Raw genomic sequence first — 15,392 nt, forward strand, 5'->3', positions numbered from 1 at the left:
ATAGCTGCAATCTCAAAAAGTGTATACACTTTGCGCAACACGTCGGTACCATCATGCAACCCGCTATTGAATTGAGGAACCTGCCATGGGCTTGAGCACACACGTTTTGGACACCATGCACGGTACACCTGCGGCAGGTATGCCGGTGGCGTTGTACGCCACGGCGGGAGAGGTCGCCACCTTGATCAAACAATTGGTGCTCAATGAGGACGGCCGCAATCCGGATGGGCTCTTGCTTGATAGCAACAGCCTGCAAGCAGGTACCTACCGGCTGGTATTTGACGTGGCGCGCTATTTTGGTGCGCGCGGTGTGGTGCTGCCTGAGCCGAATTTTCTGGGCCGGGTGAGCATTGATTTTGGTATTGCCCACCCTGAGCAGCATTACCACGTGCCGCTGCTGGTCAGTCCCTGGAGCTATTCGACTTACCGCGGCTCCTGAGCCACGGCCGATGTGCCTAAAGTTGACCTTCGGTCAGTGTGTCGAGTTGGAACAGGCCGCTTTTATGCCACAACCAGGTGTCGGTGTAGGTGACCTTGCCAAGCCGGGCCGGAACCGGAAATGGGGCGGCCTGGCGAACCGTGCGTTCAATCTCGGCCACTACTTCAGGCGCATGGGTCGGCGCGCGCATCCAACTGGTGCCGGTGACCCGGCCCTTGCTGTCCACGTCCACCTGCAGGACGCCAATGGCATAAAGCAGCGGGGGCATCTTGCCTTGGTAAATCCGGTTGCTGTTTTTTCCGTAAAGGTGGGTGGCTGCATCGCGCCGGTAGTCCCTGGGCGTGGTGGCTCGTGAAGCCGGGCTCACCGTATCAGGTGTCAGCACGCGAGCTGCTGCATAGGGTGTTGGCGCATCCGCAGGCGCCGCGGCTTCCGGTGTCGCGGCCGGGGACTGCGACAGGGGGGTGGACGAGCAGCCCGCAATGAGCGCGGCGACGCTGGCGGTGGCTGCAGTGAGCAGCTTTTGGCGAATGGAGGGGGCTTGGTTCATGGCACGTAGGGGGTGAGCGGGTATCGTTGGACAAGTGAGCTGCAGCGATCTGCGGACGTGAATAAAAACTCAGGGCCGTACTGTGCCCGATATTTTCGGCCTTGTGGGCCTGATTTGGACCGAAAGAGGTAATGGTTTGTGAGTTCAATTGACAATTTTTTGGCACGTTTGCTCTCTGAAAACGCGGTTTTGGTCACGGTCCATGCGTCGCGTGGGTCTGTGCCGCGCGAAAAAGGCGCCTGGATGGCTGTTTTTGCCAAAGGTGCCGTTGGCACGGTGGGGGGCGGGCACATTGAGTTTCAGTCCATGGCCGAAGCCCGGCAGAGGTTGTCGGGTCGCCAGGGTGGGCCCGTGCTTCGCTACGCCCTGGGGCCCAACCTGGGTCAGTGTTGTGGTGGCGAGGTGCAGCTGAAATTCGAACCCGTTGGTGCGGTTGACAGGGATTCCTTGCGCGTTCGGCTGGCCCGCCGCGGGCATTCGGTGGCGATTTTTGGGGGCGGCCATGTCGGCCATGCGTTGGTGCAGGTTTTGGCGCGCCTGCCGCTGCAGGTGACCTGGATTGACAGCCGTGACGAGGTTTTTCCGGCGGACTTGCCCGCCAATGTGGTCTGCGAGCACTCGGACCCGGTGCAGGCGGCGGTCAACACCCTGGCGGGCGGCTCCCTGGTGCTGATCATGAGCTTCAGCCATGCCGAAGATCTGGATGTGGTGATCGCCTGCCTCATGCGCCAGCGTCTGCGGGGGGATTTGCCTTACGTGGGGCTGATCGGCAGCAAGACCAAGTGGGCCACGTTCCGCCACCAACTTGAAGCGCGCGGCTTCACGGGCGACGAACTGTCCCATGTCACCTGTCCTGTCGGCGTGCCAGGGATCACGGGCAAGGAGCCCGAGGTGATTGCGGTGGCCGTGGCGGCACAGTTATTGCAAATACTGTCGGCACCCCCAGTGCCTTGACGGTTAAAAAAGGACAAGACGGATGGAAAGCTATTACCTCGATTGGGCCAACCTGTTGTTGCGCTGGGTCCATGTCATCACCGCGATTGCCTGGATTGGCTCGTCGTTCTATTTTGTGTTTCTGGACAGCAGCCTGACACCGCCTGTGGACGACGACCTGAAGCAACAGGGCGTTAGCGGGGAACTGTGGGCGGTGCATGGCGGTGGCTTCTACCATCCGGTGAAATTTGCGGTGTCGCCGCCCCGCTTGCCCTCGCATTTGCATTGGTTTTACTGGGAGAGCTATAGCACCTGGCTGTCGGGCTTTTCGCTGTTCACCGTGTCTTACCTGTGGAGTGCCAGTACCTACCTGATTGACAAGTCCCGCATGGACTGGGCGCCCGCGACGGCCATTGCGGTGGCGCTGTCATTTCTGGTGGCGTTCTGGATTTTGTATGACGTGGTTTGCCGTGTATTCGGTCAGCGCAAGCACGGTGATGCGATCGTGGGCGCCTTGGTGCTGGTGCTGGTGTGTGTGGCCTCGTGGCTGGCGTGTCACTGGTTTGCCGGGCGTGCGGCGTTTTTGCTGGTGGGCGCCATGTTGGCCACCACCATGAGTGCCAGTGTGTTCTTCTGGATCATCCCGGGGCAGAAAAAGGTCGTGGCTTCCATCAAGGCGGGGACACCGGTGGACTCGATTCACGGCAAGCGCGGCAAGCAACGCAGCGTGCACAACACCTATTTCACCCTGCCGGTGCTGTTTGCCATGCTCAGCGGGCACTACAGCTTCACCTATACCCACCCGCAAAACTGGCTGGTGTTGATTTTGATGATGTTCGCCGGGGCGTCGATTCGCCAGTTTTTTGTGATGCGCCATGGCTACAAACTGGGTCGCAATGGCAACCCGCTGCCCTACGCGTTGGCGGGTCTGCTGGTGATCGTGGCGGTGATTGTCTGGCTCAAGCCACAGACGCCTGTGAATACCCCTGTGGATGCTATTAATTCAATAGCTGCTCCCGAACAGCCAGCGGGGGCTACAGGCCAAAATGACTATAAATCGGTTCAAACCGTGCTGGCCCAGCGCTGTTACCTGTGCCATGGCGAGCAAGTGCAGATGAAGAACGTGCGCCTGGATTCGGCCCAAAGCGTCAAGACCCACGCACAAAATATTTACCAGCAGGTGGTGGTGACCAAGGTGATGCCCATGAACAACGCCACCGGCATCACCGATGCCGAACGGCTGCTCATTGGGCAATGGTTTGAGGCGGGGGCGAAGACCGAGTAACGCGCCCTGACTCACTCCCGCTTCAGGCGGCTTTGGTCGCTTTTTTGGCCGATGTCTGGGCCGATTCGACAGCGGTTTGACCCAAAGTCAACGCATTCTTGAAAGCGGCCATGGCGGACTCGGCGCCTGCGGGTGCGTTTTTGGCAAACGTTTCAACCAGACCGCTGAACGCCTTTTGCGCGTCGGCCATGTTGGCTTCCACGGCCTTGGCAAATTCTGTACCCGCACCGGTGGCAATGGCTTGAACCTGTTGCACATAGGCCGCTGATTTTTCGACCAGAGGCTGGGTCAGGCCCGATTGCAGGGACATGATTTCCTGCGCGTCTTTGGCGCCCAGAACGGACTGGACGTGGCTGAAGGACTCGCCCAGGGCGGCCTTGCCAGCCGTCATGTTGAGTTCGACCAGTTTTTCAATACCGGTGTGTGCGTTGTTTGTCATGCCCTCAATGGCCTGGAGGCTGGCTTTGCTGGTGGCGATGAATTGTTCGATGGCGTTGTTCATGTCAGTTTCCTTGATGGTCAATTGCTGGTCAATTGCTGGTTAATGCGAATCACGGGCCTGCTCAATACAAGCCGCAGGGGGCTATTCATGTTGCAGGGCAGCATAAATTTGAGTTGAACCAGCTTAACGACCGAACATGAACTTTCCGTGACAGGCGGGCATCCTGGATGCGCATAAAAAAGGCACCCGAAGGTGCCGCTCTTTCCGCCATCCTGTGCGGCACAAGACGATCAGCGTTTTTTGGACACTTTTGCAGTCACGTCCACGACGTTGTCAGAAGCGGTGGCCAGGTTCGCCTCGGCCATTTCCACGGCCTTCTTCGCGGTACCCTGGGCCGTTTCAATGATGTTCTGACCGGCCGCTACTGCGCTCTTGAAAGCGGCCACGGCAGTTTCCGAACCGGCGGGCGCACTCTTGGTCAGATTTTCCACGGCGGTACTGAATGCGGCTTTTGCTTCGCCAGCCTTGGCTTCAAAAGCCTTGGTCAACTCGGCGCTGGTGTCGGTCACTACCGCGTAGACCTGCTTGCCGTAGGCCACCGATTTTTCGGCCAGTGGCTTGAGCAGGCCGGCTTGCAGAGCCGTCAGTTCCTGCGGGTCTTTGGCGTCCAGCGCGGCCTGTAGCTGGCCAAATGATTCCTCCACAGTCGATTTGGCGGCGGCCAGGTTAAGTTCCACCAGTTTCTCGAAACCGGAAAAAACCCGGGCGGCCAAGTCTTCCAGTGCTTCGACGTTGGTTTTTTGGGTGGCGACAAATTGTTCAGCGGTGTAAGTCATTTCAAGCTCCTGAGTTAAATGAACAGCTGCCTGACACCTGCCGTTCCCGGAAGATTATGTTGCAGTGCAGCATGATTCAAATTATAGGAATCCGGACATTGAATACAAGTCCATTTGCTGCGGTGCAGCATTGATTAGAGTCGACGCTCTATCCAGGCCCGCTCACGTCTGAAGTCAAGTTGCCCCCGCCGCCAATAAAGGTCAGGCAGGCGCGGGCAGTGGGCTGGCTCAGACTTCGCTGTGCGCCTTGTCGGCTTCGGTGATGAAGGAGTCGGCGTAAAACTCGTCTGCAGGCAGGCCCGCGGCGGTGTAGTCGGCCTGGGCCGAGTCCACCACAATCGGCGCGCCACAGGCATAGACCTGAAAGCCCGACAGGTCGGCGTGGTCCTGCAGCACGGCTTGGTGCACAAAGCCGGTGCGTCCCGTCCAGGCGTCTTCGGGCAAGGCGTCTGACACCACGGGCACATAGCGCAGGTTGGGCATCTCGGTCAGCTTGGCCTTGACCCAGGCGTCCATGTACAAATCGGCCGGGCGACGCCCTCCCCAGTACAGCGTGGCCGGGCGTGTGATGCCCTTGAATTGCATGTGCTCAATCACCGCCTTGATGGGGGCAAAACCCGTGCCCGAGGCCAGCAGGATGATGGGCTTGTCGCTGTCTTCACGCAGGTAAAAGCTGCCGTACGGGCCTTCCACGCGCAAGATCTCTTTTTCCTTCATCACGTTGAACACATGGTCGGTGAACTTGCCGCCCGGCATGTGGCGAATATGAAGCTCGAGACCGCCAAAGGCGGCCAGCGTGTGAGGCGCGTTGGCCATGGAATAGCTGCGCCGTGCGCCGTCGCGCAGGATGAACTCCACGTACTGCCCGGCATGGTAGGCAAAGCCGTCATTGGCCGGGAGTTGCAGCTTGACCATGACGACGTCATGGGACTTTTTCTCGATGAGGGCAATGCGGATCGGCATCTTCTTGATCGGAAACGCGCCCGCCTGCGTCACCTGGCGCGACTCCAGCACCACGTCGCTGTGCGCCACGCCGCAGCAGGTCAGCACAAAGCCGTTGGCTTCTTCTTCCACGCTCAAGGCCTTGCTCTGGTGTGGCCCGTGAACCACTGTGCCCTCCAGCTTTTTGCATTTGCAGGACCCGCAGGCGCCGTCTTTGCAGCCATAAGGCATGCCGACGCCCTGGCGAATGCCCGCGGCAAGAATGGTTTCCCCCGGTGTGCTGGTGAAGACCCGGTTGCTGGGTGTGACGGTGATCTGAAACCCCTGGCCGGGGTTGTCGCTGCTGGTCATGATGTCTGTATCCTTGGGCGTTGTTGCGTTTTTAATGGTCTCCGATTTTGCCTTCAATTCAAAGCCCCCATCCCCACTTGTACGCCGCACGTCCCGGCGCATTGCCCGCACGGTTTCGGCGCGGGCGTGTCTTGATCGTGGGTTGTGGTGAAGTGGGCCTGCGCGTGGCGCAAGCGCTCTCGGGGCGGGTGCGCCTGATGGCCTTGACCTCAACCGCCAGCCGCACCGACGAACTCAGGGCGCGAGGCATCACGCCATTGCGGGGCAATCTGGACGAGCCGGCCTCGTTGCGCCGTCTGGCTGGCTTGTGCCACCGTGTGGTGCACCTCGCGCCGCCGCCGGGCGAAGGCTGGGGTGATCCCCGTACGCGTGCGCTGACCCGGGCGCTGCGCCTGCGCAGCCACCCCCTGGCCCTGGTGTATGGCTCCACCAGCGGTGTGTATGGTGATTGCCAGGGTGATATTGCTATTGAAACAAGAGCTACTCATGCAGACACACCAAGGGCTAGAAGGCGAATTGATGCTGAAACAAGCATCCGCTTCTTTGGTCGCTCGGCGCAGGTCCGCAGCAGCATCCTGCGCATTCCGGGTATCTACGCGCCAGACCGTGAAGGCGGCACGCCGCATGCCCGCCTGCTCAAACGTACACCCGTGCTGACGCCAGCGGATGACGTCTACACCAACCACATTCATGCCGACGACCTGGCACGTGCCTGCGTGGCAGCCTTGTGGCATGCCAAACCACAGCGTCTCTACAACGTCAATGACGACACCTGCCTGAAGATGGGCGATTACTTTGATCTGGCTGCCGACCTGTACGGCCTGCCGCGTCCGCCCCGCGTGGCGCGCGACTCGGCCAAAGAGCAGCTCTCCTTGATGCTCCTGAGCTTCATGAGCGAGTCGCGCCGCATGGACAACACCCGCCTGAAATGCGAATTGGGGCTGCGTTTGCGCTACCCGACGGTGGCGACCGGTTTGTTGCCCGCCAACCCCCGCACTCTCTTTATCAAATAACGCGGGAAAACCCGGATGACGGCGTGAATTGACACGGATAGCATGACTGACATGTCAGTGTGCAACTCCATTTTTCCCAGGTCGTAACCATGTCAACCCTGCCCGTTGGCAAGCGCTCCGACGCACCCGCCCATGGCCCGGCGGTGAGCCAGCGGGTGCGCGCCTACCAGGGCTTCACGCAGCAGATTCTCAACGGCGCTATTCGTGCGGGGCAATTCATTTCCCAACGAGAGCTGATGACGTTGCTGGACATGCCCCTGGGCGCGGTGCGGGAGATGATTCCGCGCCTGGAGGCCGGTGGCCTGATCAAAACCGTGCCCCAGCGGGGCTTGCAGATCGCCCATGTGGATCTCAAACTCATCCGCAACGCGTTTCAGGTGCGCTCCATGATCGAGCGCGAAGCGGTGCTGAATTTTGTGCATGTGGCCAGTGACGCCGAACTGGATGCCATCGTGGCCGCCCACCAGCACATTCTGGTCCGGGCCAGCGCCCTAAAGGCTGATTTGGCCACCGATACCCCTTTGCTCGACGATGCGCAAGCCGTGGACTGGGGGCTGCATGACCGCATGGTGGATGCGCTGGGCAACGACATCGTGTCAGAGATTTACCGTGTCAACAGCCTGCGGGTGCGCCTGATCAAGCTGGAGCAAAGCGTGATCACGCCAGCCCGCCTGATTCCCGCCATGCAGGAGCACCTGCTTTTCATTGCCGCCTTGCGCCAGCGCGACGCGCAAGCCGCGGTCAACCTGCTGGACCAGCACATCAACAGTGCCCGAAACCGGGTGCTGAATGCGCCCCTGGAGCAGATCCGCACCGAATGGCTTCCCAACCCCAACCCGCACTCCACCTGAAGGATGTACCCTTGAACACAGCTATTCATGGCCTCTGGCCAGCCCTGTTGATGCCGGTCGACGCCGATGGCGCGCTGGACACGCCACGAGCCCTCGCACATGCCCAAAAAATGCTGGCCGCTGGCTGCGATGGCGTGACCCTGTTTGGCACGACCGGGGAGGGCCCGGCCTTCACGGTCAATGAGCGCAAGGGCCTGCTGGATGCCCTGCTGGCCAGCGGTATTCGACCCGATCAGGTGATCGTGACCATCACCGCGCTGGCTTTGGGGGACGCGATTGAACTGGGCCGGCATGCCGTGCACCTGGGGGTGTACCGGCAAATGTTCATGCCTCCGTTCTTCTTCAACCAGCCGCGCGATGCCGGCGTTGTCGAGGCGGTCTCACAGGTGGTGAGCGGCATTGGCAGTGATGGCTTGAAGTTGTTGATGTACCACTTCCCCGCCATGAGCACCTACGGCTTTTCACACGCGGCCCTGGTGGAGCTGGTGCGCAGGCACCCGGGGCAGGTGGTTGGCGTCAAAGACAGCAGTGGCGATCTCGCGCACTCGCTGGCGCTGGTGGCTGCGTTTCCGTCGCTCTCCATCCTGGTGGGCGCCGAGCCCCATGTGGCGCCGGTCATGCTGAAGGGCGGTTCTGGCTCCATCAACGGACTGGCGAACATTGCACCCGGGTTGATGCGCCGTGTGATGGACTCGCGTGCCAGCGTCTCGGCGGCGGACGAGAAATTGATGACTGATTTGCTGGCGCTGCTGAGCATCCGGCCCGGCATGCCGTTTGTGGGTGTCTACAAGACCATGCTGGCGGAACAGACGGGAGAGGATGCCTGGCTGCCTGTGCGGGCGCCACTCAGTCCGCTGGATAACACCGAGGCGCAGACGGTGCGCTCGGGTTATCGTGCGATTGGCGCATTGCTGAACGCTATTTAAAAAACGACAGGAGACAACACCATGACACACACAAATTCCCTGAGCCGACGCACCCTGTTGGGCGCAGCCGCCGCCCTGGGTGCCGTGGGCCTACCGGCCCTGGCCCAGAACAAAACGGTGCTCCGCATTTCGACTCCGGCCGTGCCGGATGACTGGCATGCCAAGATGTGGACCGTTTTCAAGGACTCGCTGGAGAAAAGCGCGCCGGGCGAGTTTGATGTGCAAATCAATCTGAATGCCTCGCTGTTCAAGCAGGGCACCGAGCCCGCGGCCATGGCACGCGGCAATCTGGAACTCACCTCCATTTCAGCCTTTGATATTGCCAAGCTGGTGCCGGAGTTTTCGGTGTTCACGGCTGGCTATGTCATTCGCGATCCAGCGCAGCAACAGAAAGTTTTCAATGGCCCGATCGGCGCTGAGTTGTTCAAGACCGTGTCTGAAAAAATGGACGTGACCCCGCTGGCAACCGTTTACCTGGGGACACGTCAAGTCAATTTGCGTGAAGTGCGCAACGTCAAGACGCCGGCCGATCTCAAGGGCATCAAGCTGCGCATGCCGGGCTCCAGGGAGTGGCTGTTTCTGGGGGAAGCCTTGGGCGCCACCGCCACGCCACTGGCTTTTGGCGAGGTGTACCTGGGTCTCAAAACCGGCACGATCGACGGCCAGGACAATCCATTGCCATCGGTGCGTGCGGCCAAGTTCTATGAGGTCACCAAACAGATCGTGATGACCAGCCATCTGGTGGATGGCATTTTCATTGCCATCTCCAACAAGAGTTTCAGTGCCCTGACCGCGGCGCAAAAAGTGAAGGTCACGGCTGCCGCGCAGGCCGCTGCGGCTTACAACAACGACAACCGCATCAAGGAAGAATCGCAGTTGGTCGAGTTCTTTAAAAAGGAAGGTCTGCAGGTCACCACGCCTGATGTCGAGGCTTTCCGCAAGTCGGTGCAGGCAACGTACCAGAACTCTGACTACGCCAAGGTCTGGCCCAAAGGCCTGCTGGACAACATCAACGCGACCCGGTAAGCATGGGCAGCTTGCTCAAAAAAGCCGCCAATGCCATTGGCGGCGGCTTGTTCCTGACCCTGTTCATCGTCTTCATCGTCCAGATCACGGCGCGGTTTGGCTTTAACAAGCCCCTGCCGTGGACCGATGAAGCTGCGGTGATTCTCTACGTGTGGGTCATTCTGTGGGCCGCTGCAGTGGTCGTGCCGGAGCGCGAGCATGTGGTGTTCGATCTGGTCTGGAACAGCTTGGGCCGGCGTGCCCGCCAGGTCATGCAGATCACGGGCAACCTGCTGATTGGCGGATTGGCGCTGGTGGCTTTGCCAGCCAGTTGGGACTATGTGCATTTCATGGCGCGTGAGGGCACTCCCGTGCTGAACCTGTCGTTCATGTGGGTCTACCTGCCCTTTGTGCTGCTGCTGGCCGCCCTGGTAGTGCGCAGTGCCTGGGCCATCTGGAACGCCGTGCGTGGCCGGGGTCTTGAGACCGAATTGCGTCTCTGAATTTTTCACCCAAAGGCATTGCAAATGAATTCAGGAATTTCCGTCCTTGCGCTCGTGCTGGTCACCGGCATGCTGCTTCGCATGCCGATTGGCTTCTCCATGCTGGCCGCTGGCATCGCTTATCTCGTGACAAAGCACCAGGACATTGGGTTGGTGGCAGAGCAGGTGTGCAACGGGCTCTACAACAGCTATGTGCTGCTTGCGGTACCGCTGTTTGTATTTGCCGCCAACATCATGAATGCCGGGACGGTCAGTGAACGTATTTTTGATTTTTGCCGCATTCTGGTGGGTCGCATGCGCGGTGGATTGGCACAGGTTGATATTCTGGTCAGTGTCATTTTCTCGGGCATGAGTGGCAGCGCCATCGCCGATGCGGCAGGCCCCGGTCTGGTCACCATTCGCCAGATGCTCAAGAAGCCGGAATACTCCCGTGGTTTTGCTGGTGCGGTGGTGGTCGCCAGCGCCACGCTAGGCCCGATCATTCCGCCGTCCATCCCGATGGTGATCTACGCCCTGGTCTCGGGTGCGTCAGTCGGGGCTTTGTTTTTGGGCGGTGTAGTGCCCGGTTTCCTGATGGCCATCCTGATGATGATCGTCGTGCACGTCATTGCAACCAAGCGCAACATGCCGCGCGAGGCCAAGATTCCGCTGCATGAATGGCCTGCCATTTTGTTTCGGGGTGCCTTGCCGCTGTCCATGCCGATTGTGTTGCTTGGCGGGATTTACTCCGGGGCCTTCACGCCGACGGAGGCGGCTGCCGTGGCGGCGTTTCACGCCCTTATTCTGGCGGGCGTCGTCTACCGCGCACTGACCTGGCGCACCTTCTGGGGGGTGGTGATGGAGTCCACCCGCGGCAGCGCCGTGATCACCATGATCCTGGCGGGCTCCTTCATGCTCAACTATGCCTTTACGGCAGAGGGGGTGCCCCAGGCCATGGCCCTGTGGGTGGACAGCATGCACCTGTCCCAACTCAAGTTTCTGTTGCTGGTGAACGTGATGTTTCTGGTGCTGGGCTGTTTTCTGGATGTGTCGGTGCTGTTGCTGGTGTTTGTGCCCATGCTGTTGCCGGCCGCCAAATTGCTGGGCGTTGATCTGGTCCACTTTGGGGTGCTCGTGGTGCTCAATATGATGATCGGCCTGATCCACCCGCCGTTTGGCATGCTGTTGTTTGTGACCAAAGCGCTCACCGGCATTCCCATTGGTGAAATGATGCAGGAGGGCTGGCCGTTTCTCGTCATGCTGCTTCTGCTGCTGGTGGCCATGACGGTGTTCCCGCAAATTGTGTTGTGGTTGCCGCAGACCATGGGTTACGTCACCCATTGACGAGTGTGCCAGGGCCAGCGTCACTGAGCGGGTTGCGGTTCGAGCATCGCCTCCAGCGATTTCGCCCTGAATTCGCGCGGGCTCAAGCCCGTGTGCTTGCGAAAGAAACGGCCAAAGTAAGTCTCGTCGGCAAAACCCAGACTATCGGCAAGTTGCTTGATACTGCTGGTGGTGTAAATCAATTCACGCTGGGCTTCATGAATGACGCGCGCGTTGATGACATCCAGGCTGGAGATACCCAGCACCTCGCGGCACAGGCGCGAAAGCTGCCCGGGTGTGATACCCAGTTGCTCCGCGTAGGCCGTGATGGGTAAATGCTTTTTGTAGTCTTCATTGACCAGTGCCCTGAATTTCTCGATCTGCATCGTCTTGCGCGAGCTCGCCCCCGTGGGCCCGGAGGCCACATCGCTCAGTCGCGCCACCTGCACGCAAAGTGCTGCCAGCAAGGCAATGCCCGCACTCACCCGGCCCACTGAATAAACATGTGCCTCGCGCTCGATTGCAAGGAACAGCGGCATCAGATAGTCATTGTGGTGGCTGGACTCTTCCAGCGAAATAACGGCTGGTTTGCGGATGACTGCCAGCAGCTCTGGCAGGCCTACGCCTACCAGAGACTCCAGGGGCCGCTGTGCTGCCGTCACGACGGGGCCATTCACATCCTCGGAAAAGTGGAAGCCATGCACGGTTTGTGCAGGAATAAGCAGCAAGCACGGCGCCTTGACCCGCACCTTGGCGTTGTCCATCAGCACCTCGCCTGAGCCGTGAGTCAGGTACAGAATCTGAAAAAAACCATCGTGCTTGTGTGGCCGTATGACCCAGTTGTAGGGGCGTGAGCGTTGCGGAATCCACTCAAAATCGAACGAGTTTTCCCAGCTTGGCTGGGCCTGAACACCGTAGAGCGCGTAGTTAGGGATAACCCTTGTGGTCACATTGAACCTTTTAAAGATGCACGAATTGTCTTGATTTCGGCTTGAATTGTCAAACTGGCCGAACCTCTGGCCGCGAACAATCAGGCATCGAATTTCAAGGAATGTTCATGACTGATACACACCGTCATTGGCTCCAGTTAGACGGTCAGGTTTGTGCCGTGACCGGCGCCGCCAGCGGCATTGGTGCGGCCATCGCACACAGTCTGGCGCAAGCGGGTGCCAAGGTCGTTTTGCTTGACCGCGATGTAGCCGGTTGCCAAAAAGTTGCCGCCGAACTCGTGGCCAGTGGCGCCACCGCTATCGCAGTGCCCTGCGATACCTCCTCCGAAGCCAGCGTCAACGCGGCCGCCCAGCATGTGCTGGAGGAGCTGGGGCCGTGTTACGCCCTGATCAACAACGCCGGCATGCTGCGTCCGGGTGGTCTGGCTGACGTCAGCCTGGACGACTGGAATGCCGTACTGGCGGTCAACCTGACCGGCTACCTGTTGTGCGCTCGCGCGTTTGGCGCGCAGATGCGCGAGATGGGGCGCGGCAGCATCGTGCATGTGGCTTCGATTTCGGCGCTCACACCGCAAACCAACAGCGGGGCCTACAGCGCCAGCAAGGCCGGTGTGCTGCAGTTGTCACGCCAAATGGCCGTGGAATGGGGGCCACAAGGCATTCGCAGCAATGCCATTTGTCCCGGCATGATTCGGACCGCGCTGTCTGCCAAGTTCTATGAGGAGCCCGGCCTGGAAGCCAAACGCGCCCTGGTCACGGCCAGCCGCCGCGTGGGTGAGCCACAAGACATTGCCGATGTGGCGTTGTTTCTGGCCAGCCCGCGTGCCGCTTACGTGAATGGGGCTGAAGTGTCGGTGGATGGCGGCATGTCGTCCATGTTGATGGACATGGTGCCGCGCCCCGGCTTCAATAAAACGGCCTGAACCCGAAGACTTCAACGAGAACGCTATGTCTAAAAACTTTGAATGTGACCTGATCGTCATCGGCTCCGGCGCCGCCGGCCTGGCCACTGCCATCACCGCCAAAAAGCGCGGTCTGGATGTGGTGGTGCTGGAAAAAGAACCGGTCTTTGGCGGCACCACCGCGCTCTCGGGCGGCGTGCTGTGGATCCCGATGGGTCCGCATGGCCGCAAGCAGAACCCGGCCGACACGCGGGAGGCGGTACGCACCTACATGATGCAGGAGACCGGCACGTTTTATGACGCCGCCGCTGTGGATGCGTTTCTGGACAACGGCCCCAAAATGGTCGAGTTCTTCGAGCGCGAAACGGCGATGAAATTCGTCCCCACGCTGTACCCCGATTACCACCCTGATGTGCCCGGCGGCGTGGCCATTGGCCGTTCCATCCTGGCCGCGCCGTTTGACATTCGCGGTTTGGGCAAAGACATGGCGCGCCTGAAGCCGCCGCTCAAGACCATCACCTTCATCGGCATGATGTTCAACTCGTCCAATGCCGACCTCAAACACTTTTTTCAGGCCACCAAGTCGCTGACCTCGTTCATCTATGTGGCCAAGCGCCTGGTCACCCACCTCAAGGAACTGGCGCTGTACCAGCGCGGCATCAACGTGACCAGCGGCAATGCGCTGGCGGCGCGCCTCGCCAAATCAGCACTGGACCTGAACATTCCGATTCTGACCAACAGCCCGGCCAAAGAAGTATTGATGAAGAACGACAAGGCCATTGGCGTGCGCGTGGCGGGCGAGGGCGGCGAATACCGCATCACCGCCCGGCACGGCGTGGTGCTGGCCTGCGGCGGCTTTCCGCACGATATCCAACGCATCGCCAAGGCCTACCCGCATCTGGCCCGTGGCGGCGAGCATTTGTCACCCACACCCACCGCCAACACCGGTGACGGCACCCACATGGCCGAGGCCGTGGGCGGCGTGGTCGATATCCGTTTCAACGACAGCGCAGCCTGGATGCCGGTGTCCCGCGTGCCGTACAGCAACGGCGAGTTTGGCGTGTTCCCGCACCTGCTGGACCGCTACAAGCCCGGCATCATTGGCGTGCTGAAAAACGGCAAGCGTTTTACCAACGAGTCCAACTCGTACCACGACGTGGGCACCGCCATGATCCGCGCCTGCGAAGGCCAGAAAGAAACGGCGATGTGGCTGGTCTGCGACAAGACTACGCTGGGCAAATACGGCATCGGCTTTGTCAAACCCGCGCCCATGCCCATCGGCAAATTCGTGCGCAACGGTTACCTGCTGAAAGGCGACACACTGGCCGAACTGGCCACGAATGCGGGCATCGACCCCACCGGGCTGGAGCAGGCGGTGCGCGACTACAACGTGGGTGCTGTCAAAGGCGAAGACCCGGCGTTCGGCCGCGGTCGCACCGCCTTCAATCGCTATCTGGCCGACCCCGAAAACACGCCCAACCCCTGTGTGGCGCCGGTGCTCAAAGGCCCGTTCTACGCGGTCAAGGTCATCATGGGTGACCTCGGCACCTTTGACGGCATCCAGACCAGCGTGGTGGGCGAAGTGCTCAAGCGCGACGGCACCGTCATCGAAGGTTTGTACGCCGTTGGTAACGACCGCGCCAGCGTGATGGGCGGCAACTACCCCGGCGCCGGCATCACCCACGGGCCCAACATGACCTTTGGTTTTGTCACTGCGCATCACATTGCCGACCAGGCAGGCGTCAACTCAGGAGTAAACGCATGAGCTACATGAGCAAGCCTTTGGTGGACCATCGCATCTACACCATTGCCCTGCGCAAGATGCCCGAGTTTCTGGAGGTGTTCAACCGCCTGGCCATGCCTGTTTTGATGGAGACCCTGGGCCACCCGGTGGGCTTCTACACCAGCCTGGTTGGCCCGCAAAACCAGTTTGTGCATCTGTGGGGCTACGACGACCTGGCCGACTTTGAGCGCCGCTGCAAGGCGCGTGACACGCACCCGGATTTCGACGCCTACCTGGCCGCGTCGGGTCACTTGATCACCGCGCAGGAAACGCGGTTGATCAAGGCCGCGGTGATGCCGGGTCTGCACACCTAGCGTCACCCTTGCCAAAAAGACCTTGTCAGAGCGCACGCGTGCCGTGATCCGGCTCGTTCAGTACA

General features: G+C 60.3%; 17 protein-coding genes. 12 read left to right on the forward strand and 5 right to left on the reverse strand.

Translation table 11 applies throughout. The features are described from left to right. Positions 1 to 85 precede the first annotated feature (85 nt). Positions 86 to 439, forward strand: coding sequence for a hydroxyisourate hydrolase (uraH, locus tag AC097N_RS05410; protein WP_479579722.1), 354 nt, complete (start codon positions 86 to 88; stop codon positions 437 to 439). A 16-nt stretch (positions 440 to 455) separates the two neighbouring features. On the opposite strand, the gene AC097N_RS05415 is transcribed toward uraH, so the two are convergent. Further along, entirely contained in the window at positions 456 to 989 is a 534-nt protein-coding gene (locus AC097N_RS05415; RefSeq protein ID WP_479579723.1) for a hypothetical protein, read from the reverse strand. A gap of 138 nt (positions 990 to 1,127) precedes the next feature. Here AC097N_RS05415 and xdhC point away from each other — a divergent pair, with 138 nt between their 5' ends. Together xdhC and AC097N_RS05425 are read left to right on the forward strand one after the other, a co-directional pair. Continuing rightward, positions 1,128 to 1,943 carry a xanthine dehydrogenase accessory protein XdhC gene (xdhC, locus tag AC097N_RS05420; protein ID WP_479579724.1) on the forward strand — a complete coding sequence of 272 codons (816 nt, stop codon included), beginning with the start codon at positions 1,128 to 1,130 and terminating at the stop codon, positions 1,941 to 1,943. Between the two features lie 22 nt (positions 1,944 to 1,965). Then, on the forward strand, positions 1,966 to 3,207 hold the full coding sequence (locus AC097N_RS05425; protein ID WP_479579725.1) for a urate hydroxylase PuuD: 1,242 nt from the start codon (positions 1,966 to 1,968) through the stop codon (positions 3,205 to 3,207). Between the two features lie 22 nt (positions 3,208 to 3,229). On the opposite strand, the gene AC097N_RS05430 is transcribed toward AC097N_RS05425, so the two are convergent. From AC097N_RS05430 to AC097N_RS05440, 3 genes are all read right to left on the reverse strand, one after another. After that, complete coding sequence (locus AC097N_RS05430) at positions 3,230 to 3,709, reverse strand: phasin family protein (RefSeq protein ID WP_479579726.1); 480 nt, start codon at positions 3,707 to 3,709, stop codon at positions 3,230 to 3,232. 230 nt (positions 3,710 to 3,939) lie between these two features. Next, positions 3,940 to 4,485, reverse strand: a complete 546-nt coding sequence (locus AC097N_RS05435; RefSeq protein WP_479579727.1) for a phasin family protein — start codon at positions 4,483 to 4,485, stop codon at positions 3,940 to 3,942. Positions 4,486 to 4,713: 228 nt separating this feature from the next. Beyond that, positions 4,714 to 5,778, reverse strand: coding sequence for a CDP-6-deoxy-delta-3,4-glucoseen reductase (locus AC097N_RS05440; protein WP_479579728.1), 1,065 nt, complete (start codon positions 5,776 to 5,778; stop codon positions 4,714 to 4,716). Between the two features lie 47 nt (positions 5,779 to 5,825). Here AC097N_RS05440 and AC097N_RS05445 point away from each other — a divergent pair, with 47 nt between their 5' ends. From AC097N_RS05445 to AC097N_RS05470, 6 genes are all read left to right on the forward strand, one after another. Then, complete coding sequence (locus tag AC097N_RS05445; RefSeq protein WP_479579729.1) at positions 5,826 to 6,791, forward strand: SDR family oxidoreductase; 966 nt, start codon at positions 5,826 to 5,828, stop codon at positions 6,789 to 6,791. 89 nt (positions 6,792 to 6,880) lie between these two features. Beyond that, on the forward strand, positions 6,881 to 7,642 hold the full coding sequence (locus AC097N_RS05450) for a GntR family transcriptional regulator (RefSeq protein WP_479579730.1): 762 nt from the start codon (positions 6,881 to 6,883) through the stop codon (positions 7,640 to 7,642). A gap of 11 nt (positions 7,643 to 7,653) precedes the next feature. Further along, on the forward strand, positions 7,654 to 8,568 hold the full coding sequence (locus tag AC097N_RS05455) for a dihydrodipicolinate synthase family protein (protein WP_479579731.1): 915 nt from the start codon (positions 7,654 to 7,656) through the stop codon (positions 8,566 to 8,568). 21 nt (positions 8,569 to 8,589) lie between these two features. Continuing rightward, entirely contained in the window at positions 8,590 to 9,594 is a 1,005-nt protein-coding gene (locus AC097N_RS05460; RefSeq protein ID WP_479579732.1) for a sialic acid TRAP transporter substrate-binding protein SiaP, read from the forward strand. Between the two features lie 2 nt (positions 9,595 to 9,596). Further along, positions 9,597 to 10,076 carry a TRAP transporter small permease gene (locus AC097N_RS05465; RefSeq protein ID WP_479579733.1) on the forward strand — a complete coding sequence of 160 codons (480 nt, stop codon included), beginning with the start codon at positions 9,597 to 9,599 and terminating at the stop codon, positions 10,074 to 10,076. A gap of 24 nt (positions 10,077 to 10,100) precedes the next feature. Continuing rightward, on the forward strand, positions 10,101 to 11,399 hold the full coding sequence (locus AC097N_RS05470; RefSeq protein WP_479579734.1) for a TRAP transporter large permease: 1,299 nt from the start codon (positions 10,101 to 10,103) through the stop codon (positions 11,397 to 11,399). Positions 11,400 to 11,419: 20 nt separating this feature from the next. Here the strand turns inward: AC097N_RS05470 and AC097N_RS05475 are convergent, their stop codons facing one another. Beyond that, a complete protein-coding gene (locus tag AC097N_RS05475) occupies positions 11,420 to 12,328 on the reverse strand; it encodes a helix-turn-helix domain-containing protein (protein WP_479579735.1) in 909 nt (302 codons plus the stop codon). 107 nt (positions 12,329 to 12,435) lie between these two features. Here AC097N_RS05475 and AC097N_RS05480 point away from each other — a divergent pair, with 107 nt between their 5' ends. Genes AC097N_RS05480 through AC097N_RS05490 form a run of 3 tightly spaced genes read left to right on the forward strand, consistent with a single transcriptional unit; the run spans position 12,436 to position 15,327 of the window. Then, a complete protein-coding gene (locus AC097N_RS05480) occupies positions 12,436 to 13,251 on the forward strand; it encodes an SDR family NAD(P)-dependent oxidoreductase (RefSeq protein ID WP_479579736.1) in 816 nt (271 codons plus the stop codon). A 25-nt stretch (positions 13,252 to 13,276) separates the two neighbouring features. After that, positions 13,277 to 14,995, forward strand: a complete 1,719-nt coding sequence (locus AC097N_RS05485; RefSeq protein WP_479579737.1) for an FAD-dependent oxidoreductase — start codon at positions 13,277 to 13,279, stop codon at positions 14,993 to 14,995. Continuing rightward, positions 14,992 to 15,327, forward strand: coding sequence for an NIPSNAP family protein (locus tag AC097N_RS05490; RefSeq protein WP_479579738.1), 336 nt, complete (start codon positions 14,992 to 14,994; stop codon positions 15,325 to 15,327). The genes AC097N_RS05485 and AC097N_RS05490 overlap by 4 nt, the downstream gene beginning before the upstream one ends. The last annotated feature ends 65 nt before the right edge of the window (positions 15,328 to 15,392 follow it).

The sequence above is a fragment of the Rhodoferax sp. LS1R11 genome, from assembly GCF_056521395.1.

Bases quoted from the DNA above. Each gene is read 5' to 3' on its own strand.
- AC097N_RS05435 (WP_479579727.1), bottom strand. From the start codon at position 4,485: ATGACTTACACCGCTGAACAATTTGTCGCCACCCAAAAAACCAACGTC.
- AC097N_RS05470 (WP_479579734.1), top strand. From the start codon at position 10,101: ATGAATTCAGGAATTTCCGTCCTTGCGCTCGTGCTGGTCACCGGCATG.
- AC097N_RS05415 (WP_479579723.1), bottom strand. From the start codon at position 989: ATGAACCAAGCCCCCTCCATTCGCCAAAAGCTGCTCACTGCAGCCACC.
- AC097N_RS05465 (WP_479579733.1), top strand. From the start codon at position 9,597: ATGGGCAGCTTGCTCAAAAAAGCCGCCAATGCCATTGGCGGCGGCTTG.
- AC097N_RS05460 (WP_479579732.1), top strand. From the start codon at position 8,590: ATGACACACACAAATTCCCTGAGCCGACGCACCCTGTTGGGCGCAGCC.
- AC097N_RS05430 (WP_479579726.1), bottom strand. From the start codon at position 3,709: ATGAACAACGCCATCGAACAATTCATCGCCACCAGCAAAGCCAGCCTC.
- uraH (WP_479579722.1), top strand. From the start codon at position 86: ATGGGCTTGAGCACACACGTTTTGGACACCATGCACGGTACACCTGCG.
- AC097N_RS05440 (WP_479579728.1), bottom strand. From the start codon at position 5,778: ATGACCAGCAGCGACAACCCCGGCCAGGGGTTTCAGATCACCGTCACA.
- AC097N_RS05425 (WP_479579725.1), top strand. From the start codon at position 1,966: ATGGAAAGCTATTACCTCGATTGGGCCAACCTGTTGTTGCGCTGGGTC.
- AC097N_RS05485 (WP_479579737.1), top strand. From the start codon at position 13,277: ATGTCTAAAAACTTTGAATGTGACCTGATCGTCATCGGCTCCGGCGCC.
- AC097N_RS05450 (WP_479579730.1), top strand. From the start codon at position 6,881: ATGTCAACCCTGCCCGTTGGCAAGCGCTCCGACGCACCCGCCCATGGC.
- AC097N_RS05480 (WP_479579736.1), top strand. From the start codon at position 12,436: ATGACTGATACACACCGTCATTGGCTCCAGTTAGACGGTCAGGTTTGT.
- AC097N_RS05490 (WP_479579738.1), top strand. From the start codon at position 14,992: ATGAGCTACATGAGCAAGCCTTTGGTGGACCATCGCATCTACACCATT.